Origin of the sequence: uncultured Eudoraea sp. (assembly GCF_947490415.1) — a bacterium.
Lineage (GTDB): Bacteria > Bacteroidota > Bacteroidia > Flavobacteriales > Flavobacteriaceae > Eudoraea.
Genome location: NZ_CANLGX010000003.1, coordinates 404,355 through 421,649, shown reverse-complemented (window position 1 = coordinate 421,649; position 17,295 = coordinate 404,355). Strand labels below are relative to the sequence as shown.

Genomic DNA, 17,295 nt, shown 5'->3' with positions numbered 1-17,295 from the left:
TAAAAAATAACTGTTGATTATAAATAATTTAAAAAATTACAAATTTTCTAAGAATAGCATAATTTCTAAAACCATTGTCTGGTGAAAAGACCTATTAGAGTTTTAGGACTTAGGGTGACTATAAAGCGAATTCTTTCTGCATAGTTCGGCTGTGCAATTTCCCAACCATTGTTTGAATATAGGGGTAAATATAATTCAAAATAATCTGTAAGTAAATTAAGACGTATCCCTGAGTCATATACGAATCTTGTGGGCTGATTTTGGTTTTTAATAAACCCTAAATCGCCATACACCTCTACCCATTTCCAAATATTAACGCTGGAATTAGTGGTAGCGATCCAATCGTTAGAAAAAGGGTTCTCCAATTGAGATTTAAACCCACCTTCGGCAATAATCAGTTGCTGACTCCATATCCCCGAATCTTCAGATCTGCCCAGATAATTATAATCAAATAAATAATCGGTGGGCCTGTCCAGGGCGAAACTAAAATAATCTCCGGTTGTCTTGTTTCTTAAAAATTTTCCGGCGAAAAAGCGAAAGTTAAATTGGGTATTATTTATAAATAATTTCCGGTACTCGAGATTGAAAGACAATTTGGTAAAGTCAGAAGAGTGTTGAGCGTCTGCAAACCATGAAAAATAGTCGATAATTCCGTTGTTTGTATTCCTAAACCTTGCATTCAATACGCTATAATCAGGATCGGTTTCTATATCAAGGCTTGGATCAATATTTCTAAATACATTAACGTATCTCAAGGTAAGCAACTGCCGTTTATTGGAAATAAGGTCTTCAGGGCGCCATCCAAAACTAACGGAGGGGGTAAACGTACTATAGCGCGAATTGACCTGAAAATGAGAAGAAGATCCGCGTAGTGCATAATTAGTAACGTAAAATCCACTCTTTCCATGATAGTGCCTGTAGGTAAGTTTACCATTTCCGACTAATGTTTTTTCCTTGAATGAATATTCTGGAGAAAAATCAAATACAAAAGGTCGTTCAAGAAGTGTTTTATTAGTAAATCTAATCCCCGGACTTAGGCCATCATATATATTAAAACCTAATGTTGGCATGTAAAAAATTTGGTTGTAATAGGGATCTTCTGCGTCTTTAAAAAATTGAAGTTTTAACTTTTTATTACTGAGAAAGAAACCATTTAACGCTTTCCAGTTATCTCTCTGATTAAATTCCGGAATGGTATGATCGTAATTAAGGACCAACTTATCTTCCAAATTTCGCGGTATACTAAAAGTTTGTTCGGTTTTGATTCCATCAAACCAATATTCAGATATTACCTTGTTTTTTTTCAATCCGAATAAGGATATTGGAGCGTCTGTGCCCGTTTTGTTTTTAAGAGTTACATAGAGGGAATCCTGTGTTTTAATCACTTTAGATATCTTAAAATCAATACGTTCGTCGGTTGAGACATAGCTCTTAAAAAACCAATCGATATCCTTTTCGGAATTCTCCTTTAAAATACGCTCGAAATCAGATGGTCTTACAGATTTTAATTTATATTGTTCATAAAACTCTTTAATAGCTGAATCAATCTTATCAACACTAGTGTAATCGGCGAGATAGGCTAAGCCGAGTCCTGCTTTATAAGTATTGGCTATTTTCTGATTAAATTTTATAAGGGAGTCATTAGGTGTGCTGAGCGCCTGATCAAGGTTTTTTCTAGCTGTAAACATATATAAAAAGGAATATTGTTCATTGAAATCCATTTGCGCCAAATGAAATCCTTTAATCAACCAACCCTTAGATAGTTTTCCCAGCATTTTTTGATCGGGATAAAACTCTTCCACGAATTTTATCATCATGTAATTGATCACTGCATCTCCCACCCATTTTTCCTTTCTTGGATTAAGGAATATGGATTCTCTCATATAACTGTTAAGTGCAGTTTTCATAAATGTCATTTCAAACTGGAACTGCTTCTCATAAGGTCGTATAAAAGAAGGTAGCTGATTTAACCCATAAATTGGGTTTTTATTAAAATCCACTTCACTCACCAGTAGCTGCTCATAAGGAAAGTCTCCCAGGTTATCATGAATAAAGCGCGAAATCCTGTTAATTGAAACCCCCTGTGAAATTTCATCATATTTTGTGGCCTTTAGATCTGTGACTACTATAAGTTCCGGAGTGACATGTTTTGTGAACTTTTTTAGTGAATTCAGAATAATGTAACAACTCTTCCTGTTTACCCCTTCCAGGGTAGCCTGTTTTTTTCCTGCAAAGCCTGTTATATTCACTTCCTTGAAATTAGTGCCAAAGAATAACGAATCTGGATAGCTGAAAATAATATTGGTATTTGTATTACCCGTATGCAGGTCTTCAAGATTTTTGTTTGAATACAATTGCCATTGACCATCATAAACCGCCGGGGTGAGATACCAATCTTTTAAATAATAACCTCCTTCATTGTTATATCCATAGGGAGTATATTTATTTGGTGGGAGTTTAACAGTATATGTAATAAATAATTTAGCAGAATTACCCGGAGCCAAAGGCTTATTAAGTTCAATTTTAATGATATCCAGACCATAAGTTCTACCCCAGGAGATAGCTCGGTATTCATCATCTACAATGGTAAAAATTTCTGTCCTGCCCCGATCTTTTTCTTTGGCTAAATGAAGACTCTTTTTAAATTCCTCCGCGAATCGTTTTGCAAGAGCAGTGTTTTTATCGGAATAGGCATTTGCCCAATCATTAAAATACAATACGCTTAGGGTATCCTGTGAATCATTTAAATATTCAAATTCCTGTTGGATATTAATTTCCCTGGTTTCGGACTCCAAGGTGGCTTTTAGGTTATTATTGTGTTGCGCATAAATACCACCAATCCCAAATATGAAATATAGGTTAGAAGTTATTAACAGAAAAGTTCGAATGCGCTGTAGCAACATATATGATTTAAAAATTTGGACTCAAGGTATGGCCTTTGTAGAAAGCATCGATAATTTCTACCACCTCTTCCTCTGTATCAACTATACGTATTAAATCGAGATCTGTCTTACTAATATTTCCTGCATTCAGCATGGTGTCCTGAATCCAGTCCATTAAACCTTTCCAAAATGACCTGCCGACCAGAATAATGGGAAATTTACCAATTTTATTTGTTTGAATTAGGGTAATGGCTTCGAAGAGCTCATCAAGCGTACCAAATCCTCCGGGTAAAACCACAAATGCTTGGGAATATTTTACAAACATTACCTTTCTCACAAAGAAATAATCAAAATCCAAGCTCTTGTCATCATCAATGTAAGGGTTGTCATGTTGTTCGAAAGGAAGATCTATATTCAATCCAACTGAAGTTCCTCCAGCTAAATGTGCTCCTCTATTACCGGCTTCCATAATACCGGGACCTCCACCTGTAATAATACCATAACCAGCTTCGGATACTTTTTTGGCAACATTGACGGTAAGTTGGTAATATTTAGCATCCTCTTTGGTTCTGGCAGAACCAAAAATTGTAACACAAGGGCCAATTGCACTCATTTTTTCAAAACCGTTCACAAATTCTCCCATTATTTTAAAAATGGCCCATGAATCATTGGTTTTAATTTCATTCCATCCTTTATGATGCTTCTCTTTCCTCATAAATTTATTTTTTATCACTTACAGATAGATCTAATATAACGATAGATTTAACTGCGAACTTCAAGTTTCGAATTTTTTAGACTAAATTCCTTTTTAAGGTAAAATGCGGTATAACTTTTATCGTCTTTAGCCACTTCTTCCGGCGTTCCTTCCGCAACTATCATGCCGCCGCCCCGGCCTCCTTCATAACCTATGTCAATTATATGGTCAGCCATTTTTATAACATCCATGTTATGTTCAATTATCACAATGGTATTTCCTTTGTTCACCAGTTTGTTTAAAACTTCCATGAGTACCCTGATATCCTCAAAATGCAGTCCGGTTGTGGGTTCATCCAAAATATAGAAAGTGTTTCCTGTATCCCGTTTAGACAATTCGGTGGCAAGTTTTACACGTTGCGCTTCTCCTCCTGAAAGAGTAGTTGATTGCTGTCCTAATGAGATATAACCTAGCCCGACATCTTGAATGGTCTTCAGCTTCCTATAAATCTTTGGTATTTGGTCGAAAAAGGCTACTGCTTCGTCAATGGTCATCTCAAGAATATCCGCAATGGATTGTCCTTTATATCTAATTTCCAGAGTCTCCCTGTTAAATCGTTTGCCGTTACAGGTTTCACATTCAACATATACATCGGGAAGAAAGTTCATTTCAATTACCCTCAATCCACCTCCCTGGCAAGTTTCACATCTGCCTCCTTTTACATTAAAACTAAATCGGCCCGGTTTATAGCCCCTTATTGCCGCTTCAGGTGTTTTTGCAAAAAGGGAACGTATTTCTCCGAAAACACCGGTGTAAGTAGCCGGATTGGATCTCGGTGTTCTTCCAATTGGAGACTGGTTGATATCTATTACCTTATCGATGTTTTCAAGACCTTTAATATCAGTGTAGGGCATAGGCTTTTTAACACCATTAAAATAATGGGCATTCATTATGGGGTAAAGGGTTTCATTAATTAATGTTGATTTACCACTGCCAGATACACCCGTTACGGCGATCATTTTACCCAAAGGAAACTTAACCGATACATTCTTTAAATTATTGCCTGTGCAGCCCATCAAACTTAAACTTTTTCCATTCCCCTTTCTCCTTGTATCAGGAATAGGAATCTCCATTTCTCCTGTTATATATTGAGCGGTTAATGTATGTTGTTCAATGAGTTCAGCAGGTGTTCCTTGTGAGATTATCTCGCCTCCGTGTTTTCCTGCCAGTGGCCCTATATCAATTACATGATCTGCATTCTCAATCATATCACGGTCGTGTTCCACTACAATTACAGAATTTCCAATATCCCTGAGCGATTCCAATGATTTGATAAGCCGATTGTTGTCTCGCTGATGCAATCCAATACTGGGTTCATCCAATATATATAGAACCCCTACCAACTGAGATCCTATTTGTGTTGCGAGTCTTATCCGCTGTGCTTCACCTCCCGAGAGTGACTTTGAGCTGCGGTTCAGCGATAAATAGTCAAGGCCTACATCTAATAAAAACTTAATTCTCGATTTAATCTCTTTGATGATCTCTTCAGCAATCTTTTTTTGATTTCCCTCTAGTCTGGAATCAAGTTGATCAAAAAAACTGGCGAGATCAGAAATATCCAGTTGACACAATTCTGCTATATTCCTATCTTCAATTTTATAATAAAGTGATTCTATTTTTAACCTTGCACCATTGCAACTGGGGCACATTCTTTTATCCATAAAATCTCTGGCCCAGCGTTTAATTGATGTAGAATCTGCCTGATGGTACTGGTTTTTTATAAAATTTGCAATACCCTCATAGTCTATGTGGTAGAGTCTTTTTACACCAAGGGTTTTAGAATCAACTTCAAACTGTTCAGCGCCTCCATAGAGAATAGTTTTAAGTGCTTCATCCGGAATTATTGATATGGCATCCGTAAGTTCAAATTCATATCGTTTGGCTATAGTTTCTAATTGCTTAAATGCCCATGAGCTTTTATACTCACCAAGGGGTGCAATACCACCAGATTGAATTGATAATTTTTTATTCGGAAAAATTTTATTTTCGTTTACCTCGAAGACATGCCCCAGACCATTACAATCTTTGCACATTCCCTTAGGAGAGTTAAAGGAAAATGTATTGGGTTCAGGTGTTGGATATGAAATACCGGTACTTGGACACATTAAGTCCCTGCTGAAATATCTTGGGACTGCTTCACCTTCTTCAAGAACCATTAAGACATTATCACCACTATACATGGCCGTATTTATGGATTCGGAAAGTCTTTTATTTAAATTTTCATTGTCATCAATTTTTAGGCGGTCTATGACGATTTCAATATCATGGGTTTTATATCTATCCACCTTCATTCCTTTGGTGATATCCAAAATTTCACCATCTACTCTTACCTTTACAAAGCCTTGCTTTCCAATTTGCTCAAAAAGTTCGCGATAGTGCCCTTTTCTGGACTTAATTACAGGGGCAAGGATGTTTATCCTTTTTGCAAAATAACTTTCTTTAATAAGCTCTTTAATTTTCTCATCACTATAGCTTACCATTTTTTCGCCTGTATTATAGCTGTAGGCATCAGAGGCTCTGGCAAACAATAACCTAAGGAAATCGTAAACTTCAGTTATTGTTCCTACCGTAGAACGCGGAGATTTGGAGGTGGTCTTCTGTTCTATCGCGATAACTGGTGACAGACCATCGATTTTATCTACGTCGGGACGTTCAAGACCTCCCAAAAACTGTCTTGCATAAGAAGAAAAGGTCTCAATATACCGACGTTGCCCTTCAGCGTATATAGTATCGAAAGCCAATGAAGATTTACCACTACCTGAAAGCCCGGTAATTACTACCAGTTTTTCTCTTGGGATGGTTACATCAATATTTTTTAAATTATGAACGCGGGCTCCCTTAACTTCAATATTCTCCTCGTAATTTATCATTGAATTAGACAAAGTTGCAAAGGTACGTTTTTGACGACTAAAAAGGAAGCGTGGTTTATTTTGATTTTGTTAAAGGCCTGTAAATAAGCTATGGCAAATTGCCTTCCCTCTAACTTGTTTCATAAATAACAGTTTCTATAACATTTGCTATAAATTTCAGATAGAAGCAAAAGGGTTAAATCAGCCGACATATGTGTTATGAGATAAGTACTTTTATTTGAAATTTTGTATTTCTATAATTTTGTGTTATCAAGCCTTAAAGATCACATAAACGGAGTGTAGTGAGCTGAAAGGCCAGTAATAATCTGGTAAAAACTTAAAAGTTTTCCAATGTGTCCCTATTTCATAATTCCTGTTAAAACAAATACTATGATACTATACTGCTTCCTTATCTTCCTGATATTTCTTCTGGCGTTTAGGCAATTGATATGTATGTAATTTATTGGAGATTAAAGATTTAATAGAATTGTTGGCAAAATAAGTATTCCATGATTCAATAACACTTGTTGCATTAGTTTGAATAAGATTATTTAGAGGTCTGACATTCGATATTATGCCTTTTGAATCCAATGTCATTAATTGAATTGTATGAAAGTTATAATAAAGGCCATAGTTCCGCTTTATGTCGTAAATAATCCATTGCCGGTCACTGAAATTAGACCTAAAGTGTTTTGATACAAGAGGTAATATGTCAAACTCGGGTTCCACAATAATAAAGTGAGCGCCATCTATGGAGACATTGAATTTCATATATGTCTCCATATGGTTTTTTTTCTTACTTACCATATTTGCTAAATGATTTATCCTAAAAACCATATCATCCGCTAAATCTATGTGATTGGGTGACCCTTTAGCAATTATTTTTTGAATATATAAATAAAGTAATTGTTCAATACCAGGAGTTTCACTTAAAAAAGCAAAATAAATATTCTTCATGGCGTTATTACTTCTTTGGCTAATACCATTCCAGACCCGCTTAGCTTTATGCACTTGTGTTAAAATAGTTTGCGTTTCAGTAAACAAGCCCTTTTGAACGTCATTTTTTCTTTTAATATCAACAACATTGATTTTTTGCTCAAATGCTGTAAATATGGCAGTTAAAAACCCATTAAAACTTCCATCATACAACAATATTTTTTCTTTTTCCATAACTTTTAGAATAGGCTTAATTGTTTGCTAATTGATTTCTGTGAGATATTTTTAGAGACTTTCTGTTTTATCTTTGACAGCCTCCTCTTTTTTTTAAGTTCTCTAATGCTGCTTGAATAAAAGTCGTCATCTAATCCTCGTTGAGCCCATAGGCTAAGTTTTGCAGTAATAATTTCATCTAACATGACTATAACTCATTTGTATATATTCCAAAAATATGGAAAATATCCTAAATTAGGAAATATTCCTAAATAATTTTGGAAATATTCCAAATTTTGTATCTTTGAGACTCCTGAATGGGTAACTTTCCAAAATGAAACAAGGCTAAGTCGCATTAACTGGTGCAAAAGATGTAAGAACAGTTTTAAACTTATGGATAGGTGTAGAACAGAAAAAATAAAAAAATGACTATGGAAAATGAACTTACCATAAAGAGATTTATTGAGATAAGACGAGATTTGGGATATACGCAGGCTGAATTTGCAGGGATGCTGGGAATTCCAAATACTACAGCCGATATAGAACGTGGTCGCACCAAACTTTCTGGCAGGGTGGTCGTTGAATTGTTAAAACAATTTAATGTGAACCCACTATGGTTATTTGGTGATAGTAACAATCAATATTTAAATTATTCCGGGACCAGTGTTATCCCAAAAGTTGTAACGGTGGATTCTTCTGATAATGATAATATGGTTTTGGTAAATGCCAAAGCAGCCGCGGGCTATCCTCAAAACATTCAGGATACAAGTTGGTATAAACAACTACCTGCCTTTGATCTCCCACTTCCCGAATTCAGAAATGCCACCTACAGGGGCTTCCAGGTTGAGGGTGATAGTATGTTGCCCAATCTGCAGCCCGGCGAATGGGTATTGGCTAAGGCGGTGGAGGGACTGGATGATATAAATCGTAATAAAATGTATGTAGTGGTGCTTCATGATGCACTACTCGTTAAGAAGATTGAGAAATTACCCGGGAATTCAAAAATGCTTTTGATTTCACTTAACGAAATCTATCCACCTTATGAAATAGAATCGGAACAAGTACAGGAACTTTGGCAGGTAAGCAGCAAAATAACTTTTGGGGTAGATGCTACCACAGAAAAAGGCTTGTTAAGGCAGCTGCAGGAATCTATGGAAGAGTTAAAAAATCAGCTGAAGCAATAGGTATTCAAAAGGCGAATTTAAAGTTAAAGAAAGAATCGTTAATCCAAGCCTTCTGTGATTTAAAAGCCTACTGCGGTATCATCTCCTCGTTTATCTGCGCCTCCTTCAAGGCTGCCATCCGGTAAAACCAGTATGGCATCCACTTTACCCAGGATAGGTGTAGGTTTCTCACTAATATGGTAACCTTTGGATTTTAACTCAATTTTCAGTGCATCTGAAAATCCTTCTGTCTCAAAAACGATATGATCCGGTAGCCACTGGTGATGGAATCTAGGCGCGTTTACAGATTCCTGCATACTCAAATTAAATTCATAAGTATTTAGAATGGTCTGTGCAACGGCTGTAATTATTGTAGATCCCCCGGGAGAACCGACAACCATCCAAAGCTTACCGTCTTTTTCAACAATAGTTGGGGTCATTGAGCTTAGCATTCGTTTCTCGGCTGCTATACTATTGGCTTCAGCACCTATAAGACCAAACATATTAGGCTCGCCTGGTTTAGCGCTAAAATCATCCATTTCATTATTCAGGAAGAACCCTAATTCGTCGTTATAGAGTTTGGAGCCATACGCTCCGTTTAAGGTTGTAGTTACTGAAACAGCATTTCCCATCTGGTCAACAATGGAATAATGCGTAGTCTCATTACTTTCCATAATTTCTATTCTACCATGCTGTACCTCACTAGAAAGAGTTGCCGAATCAAATGAAAAGTTCTCCATACGGGCTTGTAAATACTTCTTGCTCAATAAAACATCCAGCGGAATAACTACAAAATCCGGATCACCAAGGAAGAAGTTTCTGTCGGCATAGGCCCGCCTTGCCGCCTCAGTAAACAACTGAATAGATTTAGCAGAATTATGGCCAAATTCAGAAATGTCATAAGATTCAATCATCTTAAAGATTTGATTTATAGTTACCCCACCACTGCTAGGGGGGCTCATTGAAATTATCCTTAAGTCCTTGTAGTTGAATACTACGGGTTGTCGCCATTTGGCTTCGTACCTCGCCAGATCTTCTTCAGTCACATAACCTCCTTTTTCCAGGATAAATTTTGCCAGTATTTTGGCGGTTTTGCCTTTGTAGAATTCATCCCTTCCGTTTATTGCTATTCTCCTTAAAGTACTTGCCAGGCCAGGATATCTTAGGGTGTCTCCGGCATCGCACTTATTGTAAAACAAAGTACTTTCTCCATTTACACTTTTAATCTGATCCCAGTATTTATCTAGTCTGTCGGCTTGCTTTGAAGTTACCTGAACCCCTTGATCAACCAGTTTAATAACCGGGTCCATAATCTCTTTTATGGGTAACGTACCAAATTTATCATGAACTTCAAATATTCCGGCTATAGTTCCTGGCACCCCAACGGCACTAGCTCCCAGGGTACTCTTTCCCGGAATAACATTGCCTAAAGAATCCAGATACATATCTTTATGGGCTGCTAATGGGGCCTTTTCACGATAATCAAGGGCTCCTATATTGCCATCATTTTTGCGGTAAACCATAAATCCACCACCACCAAGGTTGCCGGCAAATGGATAAGCCACCGCCAATGCAAGTTCTGTTCCAACCATGGCATCAAAAGCATTTCCTCCTTTTTGAAGTATGGCTGTTCCGACCTTTGAAGCCTCTTCACGTGCAGATACTACCATAGCATTTTTACTTACCACACCGGTCGGTATAGGTGGCGGGGGTGTACATTGTGCGAATAAGAAAAACGCAAAGAGTAGAATTAGTATTCGCATATTGAAGTATATTTTTGTTTAGAAAAAACCACAAGTTCATTGAAAAACGCAGTAAATTCTACTTCAAACGCTTCGTAGTTTTTTTCAAGATCAAGAATGGCAAAATTCATTTTACTCTTATTATTGGTTCTTCTGTTCATACCATTTAAAACCCTGCTTATCCCGTCCATTTGGGCATAGTTCAGGAGCCAATTATCACTTATCATATAAGGGATCATACGTTTAGTTCCATCGGGCAGAATAGTAAAGTTATCCTCCAGTAAATCATAAAATTTATCAACATAAATGTCCAAAGGAGTATCCGAATATTGCTTCCAGTTTTTAGCTAAAAAGTGATCGTAAAAAATATCCACGATTACCCTGCTGTAATGACTGTAATTCTGGTGTAACCTTTTACTACTTACCCTGGGTATAGGGTGCGAATCTGTATAAGTATCTATTTCACGATGTAACAGGATTCCTTTTTGTATTCTATCTGGCAGGTGTTTGTATTTATTTGCTCTTATGCTGTCCGCAATAAAATTTCCGATAGTTATTTCGTCATCTCCAAAGGAGAGATATATATGTGCTAAAAAATTCATTTAACACGAATATAATCTTCACAACTGAATTTACAAATTAGGAACGCAGGATAATTGTTAAGACATGTATATTTGCAAAAACTATTTAAACTATATGACATTAATAAAATCTATTTCTGGTATAAGAGGCACCATAGGAGGGAGGCCTAACGACAATCTCACACCAATTGATGCTGTTAAGTTTGCAGCGGCTTATGGTACATGGTTAAAAGACTATTCTAAATCGGATAATTTAAAAGTTGTTGTTGGAAGAGATGCCCGTCTTTCGGGAGAAATGATTCAGAATTTGGTGGTATCTACTTTGGTCGGACTCGGAATAGATATTATAGACCTTGGATTGTCCACAACACCTACGGTAGAAATAGCCGTTCCGCTGGAAAATGCCAATGGAGGTATTATTCTTACCGCAAGTCATAATCCAAAACAATGGAATGCATTAAAACTATTAAATGAAAAAGGCGAGTTTCTTGATGCAGCCGAAGGGGCAATTATTCTTGAATTAGCGGAAAAAGAAGATTTCAATTTTTCTGATGTAGATGAACTTGGAAAGATTACCCAAAATGACGCCTACATTGATATACATATAGATGAAGTCCTTAATTTACCATTGGTCGATGCAGATACTATTAAAAAGGCCAAATTTAAAGTTGTCGTGGATGGCGTCAATTCTACAGGGGGTATTGCTATTCCCAAATTACTTGAATCCTTAGGGGTGGAAGTAATTAAGTTATATTGTGACCCTACTGGAAATTTTCCGCATAACCCTGAACCCCTGAAAGAACATCTGGGGGATATCTGCAAACTTGTTGTAAAGGAAAAAGCTGATTTTGGTATAGTAGTAGATCCGGATGTAGATCGTTTGGCGTTCATTAGTAACGACGGCGAAATGTTTGGTGAAGAGTATACCTTAGTGGCCTGTGCAGATTATGTTCTCGGGAAAACAAAAGGAAACACTGTTTCCAATTTATCTTCTTCAAGGGCGCTCAGGGATATTACGATTAAGCATCATGGCACTTATGAAGCTGCAGCCGTGGGCGAGGTGAATGTTGTAAATAAAATGAAAGCCACCAATGCTATTATTGGGGGTGAGGGCAATGGCGGAATTATCTATCCGGCAAGTCATTACGGACGAGATTCTCTTGTAGGCACCGCCTTATTTTTAATGCTTATGGCAGAGAAAGGAGGCACTGTAAGGGAATTGCGTGACAGTTACCCAAGTTATTATATGAGCAAAAAGAAAATTCAACTAACACCGGAACTTGATGTTGATGAAATCTTATTGGCCATGGAAAAAAAATATAGCAATGAGGAAGTCTCGACTATTGATGGGGTAAAAGTAGATTTTCCTGAAAATTGGGTGCATTTGAGGAAATCCAATACGGAACCAATTATACGAATATATACAGAGGCAAAAACTCAAACAGAAGCTGATAATTTAGCGGATAGAATAATAGATGAGATTAAAGAAATTGCAGGCATCTAATATTTAAAGCAAATTAATTTATAAGGCAGCGTTAGGATTAGAGATATTTTTCAGGCACTTTATCACTGTGTTTCCATCGTCTGTGTGTCCAAAGATAATACTCAGGATTCTGGATAATTTCTTCCTCGGTTAGTTTTAGGAACTGATTGGTAATTTCATTCTCTTCAGTTTTACTGCCTTCCAGTGCAATTGGTATAAATTCAGTTTTATAGTATCCTCGTTTAACCTTAGAGATTTTAGCAAAAACAACGGCGTGGCCATACTTTTTTGCGAGTAATTCAGGACCATTAAAAATAGGGACTTTTATATTCATGAATTTTGTCCAGTATTGTGCCAGGTGTGCTTGTGGCGATTGATCACTTACAATACCATATATTGCTTTTATGCCATTTTGATGATTTCGTGCCATGGTTATAACTGTCTCTTGTTGAGAAATAGGCGTTGTGTTCCATATCGCACGGATTTTTTTTATCAATCGATCAAAATAAACGTTTCCAATTTTTTGATATACCACATATCCTTTTGACTTTACATAACGATTTACGATGATACACCACTCCCAATTGGCATAATGAGGAAGCATCACCAAAATGCTTCGTTTTTTCTCTATTTCAAGAAGTAAATCAATATTGGGTAAGGCATAACGTTTTTTTAACTCTTCTTCCCCGATATTTAAGGTTTTAATAGTTTCCAGAAACATATCGCACATATGTTTATAAAATGCCCTTTGGATACTTTTTTTCTCTTTTTCACTTTTATGAGGAAAAACAAGGGTCAGATTGTTATAAACTACTTTCTTTCTATAACCAATAATGCGATATACCAGAATATAAACCAGGTCGGAAAAAAGATAAAATAGCCTATAAGGAAGTATAGAGATTAACCATAAAAAAGGATAGGCAAGAATATATACGAGAAGTTGCATGCGTAAAATTAATATGGGCAAATATAGCTATATTTAGCGCTTAATTTAATTATCCTATTTATGAATATGCATCTGGCAACAATTGCCATTATGGCTGTGAATGTTTTGATTTCCTTAAAAGGGTTTAATGATGTCACCTTCTTTGATCGCTATAAGTTTGCCATTGGGGCAATAAAGGCAGGTCAACGTGATAGAATGGTGACTTCAGGATTTCTGCACGTGGATATTTCCCACCTCTTCATGAATATGTTTACACTTTATTTCTTTGCCCCGGTTGTAATTAACTGGTTTGGCTGGGAAAAATTTATAATTATTTATTTTTTTAGCCTTGTTGCAGGAAGTATACTAGCCTTGTTTTTTCATAAAGATGAACCCTTTTATAGCGCTGTGGGGGCAAGTGGTGCTGTAACCGGTATATTATATGCTGCGATATTACTACAACCTGATATGCGACTGGGAATCATGTTTATACCAATACCTATCCCGGCATATATTCTGGGTCTTGCCTACATGTTATACTCTATCTATGGCATGAAAAAGCGTTTGGGTAATATTGGACATACTGCTCACTTTGGTGGCGCTATAGGAGGTTATGCTACAACTTTACTTTTTAAACCAGATTTAATACTTACCGATACTTTAATGGTGATCCTTCTTGCTATCCCAATACTAATTCTATTTGTTCTTGAAAAAATGGGTAAGATATAATAACACTTACATAAAACAGTAAGTAAAAACTTATATAAAATAGAGAAATATTAATTTACAGTCAACTAAATATTACTATTTGACGAATTAATGAAGGTTACTTTATACCAATTTTCTTCTTTTAACGTTAGTTAAATGCCCAAATTGAACTAAAATACCTACTAATGTTTAAAAGAATCCCCTATTTTGTTATTGCTTTTTTGGCCTTTTTTGTATCCTGTAGCGATGAAACCACCATTTTTCAAGACGAATTACAAGACGATGTTTTTTTAGAAAACAGCGAGGCAAAACTTGAAAGCAGTATCTCCTATGATAAATCCGGTGTATTGGATATCTTCGGGGAAGATCAATTAACAAACAAATCTTTAGGTACTTCCAAAGCCGAACTGGCGGGTGATTATCCCCTTACCCTTGTAGCCCAGGTTAAATCACCAACCTATCAGGGTAGAGATAACCTTACAGCTTCACATGTTCATGTAGATGGTAAATATGCCTATGTCTCCTATAATACCGCCGGCGAAGAATATTTTGGAGCTTTAGATATTATTGATGTTAGTAACCCATATAGCCCAAGAATAACCTCCAGGTTGTTTTATATAAATGCAGATATGAATTCTTTACAATATAAGGATGGTTATTTATATGCTGCAGGTGGTGTTAATGCAGAAACTTCAGTTACAGCTACTTCCAATTCATTTGTTGCCAAACTGTCGGTAGCTAACGGAAAGTTTAACCTTGGGTCAGGTATTGTCTATGGTTTTCAGCAAGGTTTCAATGCTAATGATATTTCAATTGACAATGGCAAGGTTCTGGTAACCAGCGGTAAAGATGGTTCCTTGACGGCTTATGATCAATCGGATTTATCTGTGTTGAATGAAGTCCCTTTTGGCGACCTGCGGTCATTATCAATAAATAATGGTTCTATTGCACTTCTAAATGCAGGAACGGGCATTACAATTGTTGACTCAAATTTCCAAACCCTAAAGGAAATACCTATTTCTTCGGACCTTGGATTGGCAACTAAGAAAATAATAGATTTTACGGGAGACAAAATAATTGTTTCCGAAGGAAATAAAGGCGCCGGTGTGTATAGTTATTCTACGGGTAGTCTTTTAGAGTATATACCTATTTTGATAAATCCGGATGGAGTGGAACAGGAAGATAAAGTAACCAATGCGGTGGCTTCCAATGAAGGCATATTATTAATGGCAAACGGAGGTGCGGGACTTTGCTTATCTGAAGAAAACGGGAATGCTGCAGATCTTGTTGGAATAATTGAATTAGAAGGATCAATCAACTATGTGGCCTCAAAAGGGGATTATATTTTTGCTGCTTCGGGCAGAGAGGGACTTCAGATTATAAAACTAAACAGACCCAGTGCAAGTCTGGAGGCAGAATGCGCCAATACTCCGGAATATGAAAGCAGTGCCAATTTAAATGTAAATCAGGGAGAGGATCTGGCCTATAGCGGATCTAAAAGATTCAGGAACTTTAGTGTTAGTGGTAATTTACTATTATGTGGCTCATGGACGGTTAAAGAAGAGGTCAATATTAACAGCAATGGACTTTTTGCCATGTCTGGTTCCTTTGTGGTAGCACGAAATAACAGGCGCAGAAATGTGACGGTTGATGAGGGGGCTACCCTGAAAATTGAAGGAGATCTGACTATTTACGGAGATTTAATCCTGAATGACGGAGCAAGTCTTGAATTTATAGGTAATGACTCTAAGGCTAATATTTTTGGGGATGTTATAAAAAATGGCAATGTAACAATCACTGGTCAATTTGAAGACCTAAGGGATAAATTTTAATGCCACGAAGTAATAATTAAAAAGCCCGAACATAGTTGTAGGGGCTTTTTTTAAGGAATTAAGTTTTTATTATTGCAACAATTCTGATATTTTATTTTCGAGAGCTGGGCCTCTTAAATCTTTAGCAATTATTACCCCATTCTCGTCCAGGATGAATGTAGCAGGTATTGCTCTGACATTATAGAGCTCGGCTATTTCATCAAAATATTGGATATTAGAAACATGGTTCCAAACCAAACCATCCTCTTCAATAGCCTTAGTCCAGTCTTCAGCCCGTCTGTCTAAAGAAACTCCAAGAATATTAAGACCCTTGTCATGGTATTTATTATAAACCTGAACTACGTTGGGGTTCTCTGCTCTGCAAGGCTTACACCATGCCGCCCAAAAATCTACAATTGTAACTTTTCCCAACACATCATTGAGTGCCAATTCATCGCCGGTAGGGGTAGGAGCTGAAAAATTTGGTGCCTTTGCCCCAATTGCGGTACTTACAAGCTTATCAAGTTTACCTTTAATTCGTTGACCTACAACAGTCTCCTTTATTTTAGGGCTGAGTGCGTCATACAATTCTTGAATTTCTTTTTCGGGAAGTGCCTTTGTTGTCAATACTTTTTCAATTATTAAGGCAGAAATTAGAGCATCCGGGTTTTCTTTGGCAAATTTTAATTCGAAAGTTTTGGCCTCTTCCTGTAATTCGAAATATTCATCTCTTAAAGATGCCATTGAAGCTGTGTCATTTATTCCAGAGGCATTTCTCATCTCGTCAGACATTGATTTTGCTCTTTGTGCCAGACTTCTTGAATCCTTAAGGAAATCAGCAAATAAATCGTTCTGTAAAGTGCCTTCAATTTTGGCGAAGGCAAGGCTGTCTTTTTGGGCACTTACCTCAATATTACCATTTTCAATTACTACCGGAATATTTCCCCGTACACTGTTAACTAATAAATAATGGAGTTCTGGCATTGAAGAAGAACCGGTAAATGTGAATTTTCCGTTTTCTATTGTTGCGGTGTCTATTTCAATTAACTGATTAGCCTCATCGGTCTTTTTAAGAAAGACCTGTGTTCCGTTCTCTATTTCACCATTAAGAGTACCTTCCAGTTTAAATCCTTCAGGAGATGTGTTACATGCCATAAGGATGCCTGATAGCAATAACGGTAATACGAATTTTTTCATCATTTTTCAAATAAGAGGTGCAAAGGTAATTATATAAGACAGAATAAAAAA

The 17,295-nt window shown here is 36.7% G+C and carries 12 protein-coding genes; 4 read left to right on the top strand and 8 right to left on the bottom strand.

Translation table 11 applies throughout. The annotated features are described in order from the left end of the window. Positions 1-65 precede the first annotated feature (65 nt). From Q0874_RS10145 to Q0874_RS10130, 4 genes are all read right to left on the bottom strand, one after another. Entirely contained in the window at positions 66-2,903 is a 2,838-nt protein-coding gene (locus tag Q0874_RS10145; protein ID WP_299162616.1) for a metalloprotease, read from the bottom strand. A gap of 7 nt (positions 2,904-2,910) precedes the next feature. Beyond that, positions 2,911-3,597: a TIGR00730 family Rossman fold protein gene (locus tag Q0874_RS10140; RefSeq protein WP_299162613.1), complete on the bottom strand. Its 687-nt coding sequence runs from the start codon at positions 3,595-3,597 to the stop codon at positions 2,911-2,913. A gap of 47 nt (positions 3,598-3,644) precedes the next feature. Further along, positions 3,645-6,506, bottom strand: coding sequence for an excinuclease ABC subunit UvrA (gene uvrA, locus Q0874_RS10135; protein WP_299162611.1), 2,862 nt, complete (start codon positions 6,504-6,506; stop codon positions 3,645-3,647). 375 nt (positions 6,507-6,881) lie between these two features. Beyond that, on the bottom strand, positions 6,882-7,655 hold the full coding sequence (locus Q0874_RS10130; RefSeq protein WP_299162609.1) for a TIGR03915 family putative DNA repair protein: 774 nt from the start codon (positions 7,653-7,655) through the stop codon (positions 6,882-6,884). Between the two features lie 410 nt (positions 7,656-8,065). Here Q0874_RS10130 and Q0874_RS10125 point away from each other — a divergent pair, with 410 nt between their 5' ends. Next, the gene (locus Q0874_RS10125; RefSeq protein WP_299162607.1) at positions 8,066-8,818 is read left to right on the top strand and encodes a LexA family transcriptional regulator; all 753 of its coding nucleotides are present in this window, start codon (positions 8,066-8,068) and stop codon (positions 8,816-8,818) included. A 59-nt stretch (positions 8,819-8,877) separates the two neighbouring features. Here the strand turns inward: Q0874_RS10125 and ggt are convergent, their stop codons facing one another. Both ggt and Q0874_RS10115 read right to left on the bottom strand, forming a co-directional pair. Then, positions 8,878-10,560 (bottom strand): gamma-glutamyltransferase, encoded by a 1,683-nt coding sequence (gene ggt, locus Q0874_RS10120; RefSeq protein WP_299162605.1) that lies wholly within the window; start codon positions 10,558-10,560, stop codon positions 8,878-8,880. Next, complete coding sequence (locus tag Q0874_RS10115) at positions 10,548-11,141, bottom strand: acyl carrier protein phosphodiesterase (protein WP_299162603.1); 594 nt, start codon at positions 11,139-11,141, stop codon at positions 10,548-10,550. Before Q0874_RS10115 ends, ggt begins: the two co-directional genes overlap by 13 nt. Before the next feature lie 94 nt (positions 11,142-11,235). Between Q0874_RS10115 and glmM the strand changes: the two genes are divergently transcribed. Beyond that, complete coding sequence (gene glmM, locus Q0874_RS10110) at positions 11,236-12,624, top strand: phosphoglucosamine mutase (protein WP_299162600.1); 1,389 nt, start codon at positions 11,236-11,238, stop codon at positions 12,622-12,624. 37 nt (positions 12,625-12,661) lie between these two features. Here the strand turns inward: glmM and Q0874_RS10105 are convergent, their stop codons facing one another. Then, complete coding sequence (locus Q0874_RS10105) at positions 12,662-13,549, bottom strand: lysophospholipid acyltransferase family protein (protein ID WP_299162598.1); 888 nt, start codon at positions 13,547-13,549, stop codon at positions 12,662-12,664. Between the two features lie 60 nt (positions 13,550-13,609). Between Q0874_RS10105 and Q0874_RS10100 the strand changes: the two genes are divergently transcribed. Further along, on the top strand, positions 13,610-14,257 hold the full coding sequence (locus Q0874_RS10100) for a rhomboid family intramembrane serine protease (protein WP_299162595.1): 648 nt from the start codon (positions 13,610-13,612) through the stop codon (positions 14,255-14,257). A gap of 164 nt (positions 14,258-14,421) precedes the next feature. After that, the gene (locus Q0874_RS10095; RefSeq protein WP_299162593.1) at positions 14,422-16,068 is read left to right on the top strand and encodes a hypothetical protein; all 1,647 of its coding nucleotides are present in this window, start codon (positions 14,422-14,424) and stop codon (positions 16,066-16,068) included. A 69-nt stretch (positions 16,069-16,137) separates the two neighbouring features. On the opposite strand, the gene Q0874_RS10090 is transcribed toward Q0874_RS10095, so the two are convergent. After that, a complete protein-coding gene (locus Q0874_RS10090) occupies positions 16,138-17,244 on the bottom strand; it encodes a TlpA disulfide reductase family protein (protein WP_299162591.1) in 1,107 nt (368 codons plus the stop codon). Positions 17,245-17,295: the final 51 nt, after the last annotated feature.

Bases quoted from the DNA above. Each gene is read 5' to 3' on its own strand.
- Q0874_RS10125 (WP_299162607.1), top strand. From the start codon at position 8,066: ATGGAAAATGAACTTACCATAAAGAGATTTATTGAGATAAGACGAGAT.
- Q0874_RS10140 (WP_299162613.1), bottom strand. From the start codon at position 3,597: ATGAGGAAAGAGAAGCATCATAAAGGATGGAATGAAATTAAAACCAAT.
- glmM (WP_299162600.1), top strand. From the start codon at position 11,236: ATGACATTAATAAAATCTATTTCTGGTATAAGAGGCACCATAGGAGGG.
- Q0874_RS10090 (WP_299162591.1), bottom strand. From the start codon at position 17,244: ATGAAAAAATTCGTATTACCGTTATTGCTATCAGGCATCCTTATGGCA.
- Q0874_RS10130 (WP_299162609.1), bottom strand. From the start codon at position 7,655: ATGGAAAAAGAAAAAATATTGTTGTATGATGGAAGTTTTAATGGGTTT.
- Q0874_RS10100 (WP_299162595.1), top strand. From the start codon at position 13,610: ATGAATATGCATCTGGCAACAATTGCCATTATGGCTGTGAATGTTTTG.
- Q0874_RS10105 (WP_299162598.1), bottom strand. From the start codon at position 13,549: ATGCAACTTCTCGTATATATTCTTGCCTATCCTTTTTTATGGTTAATC.
- Q0874_RS10145 (WP_299162616.1), bottom strand. From the start codon at position 2,903: ATGTTGCTACAGCGCATTCGAACTTTTCTGTTAATAACTTCTAACCTA.
- ggt (WP_299162605.1), bottom strand. From the start codon at position 10,560: ATGCGAATACTAATTCTACTCTTTGCGTTTTTCTTATTCGCACAATGT.
- uvrA (WP_299162611.1), bottom strand. From the start codon at position 6,506: ATGATAAATTACGAGGAGAATATTGAAGTTAAGGGAGCCCGCGTTCAT.
- Q0874_RS10115 (WP_299162603.1), bottom strand. From the start codon at position 11,141: ATGAATTTTTTAGCACATATATATCTCTCCTTTGGAGATGACGAAATA.
- Q0874_RS10095 (WP_299162593.1), top strand. From the start codon at position 14,422: ATGTTTAAAAGAATCCCCTATTTTGTTATTGCTTTTTTGGCCTTTTTT.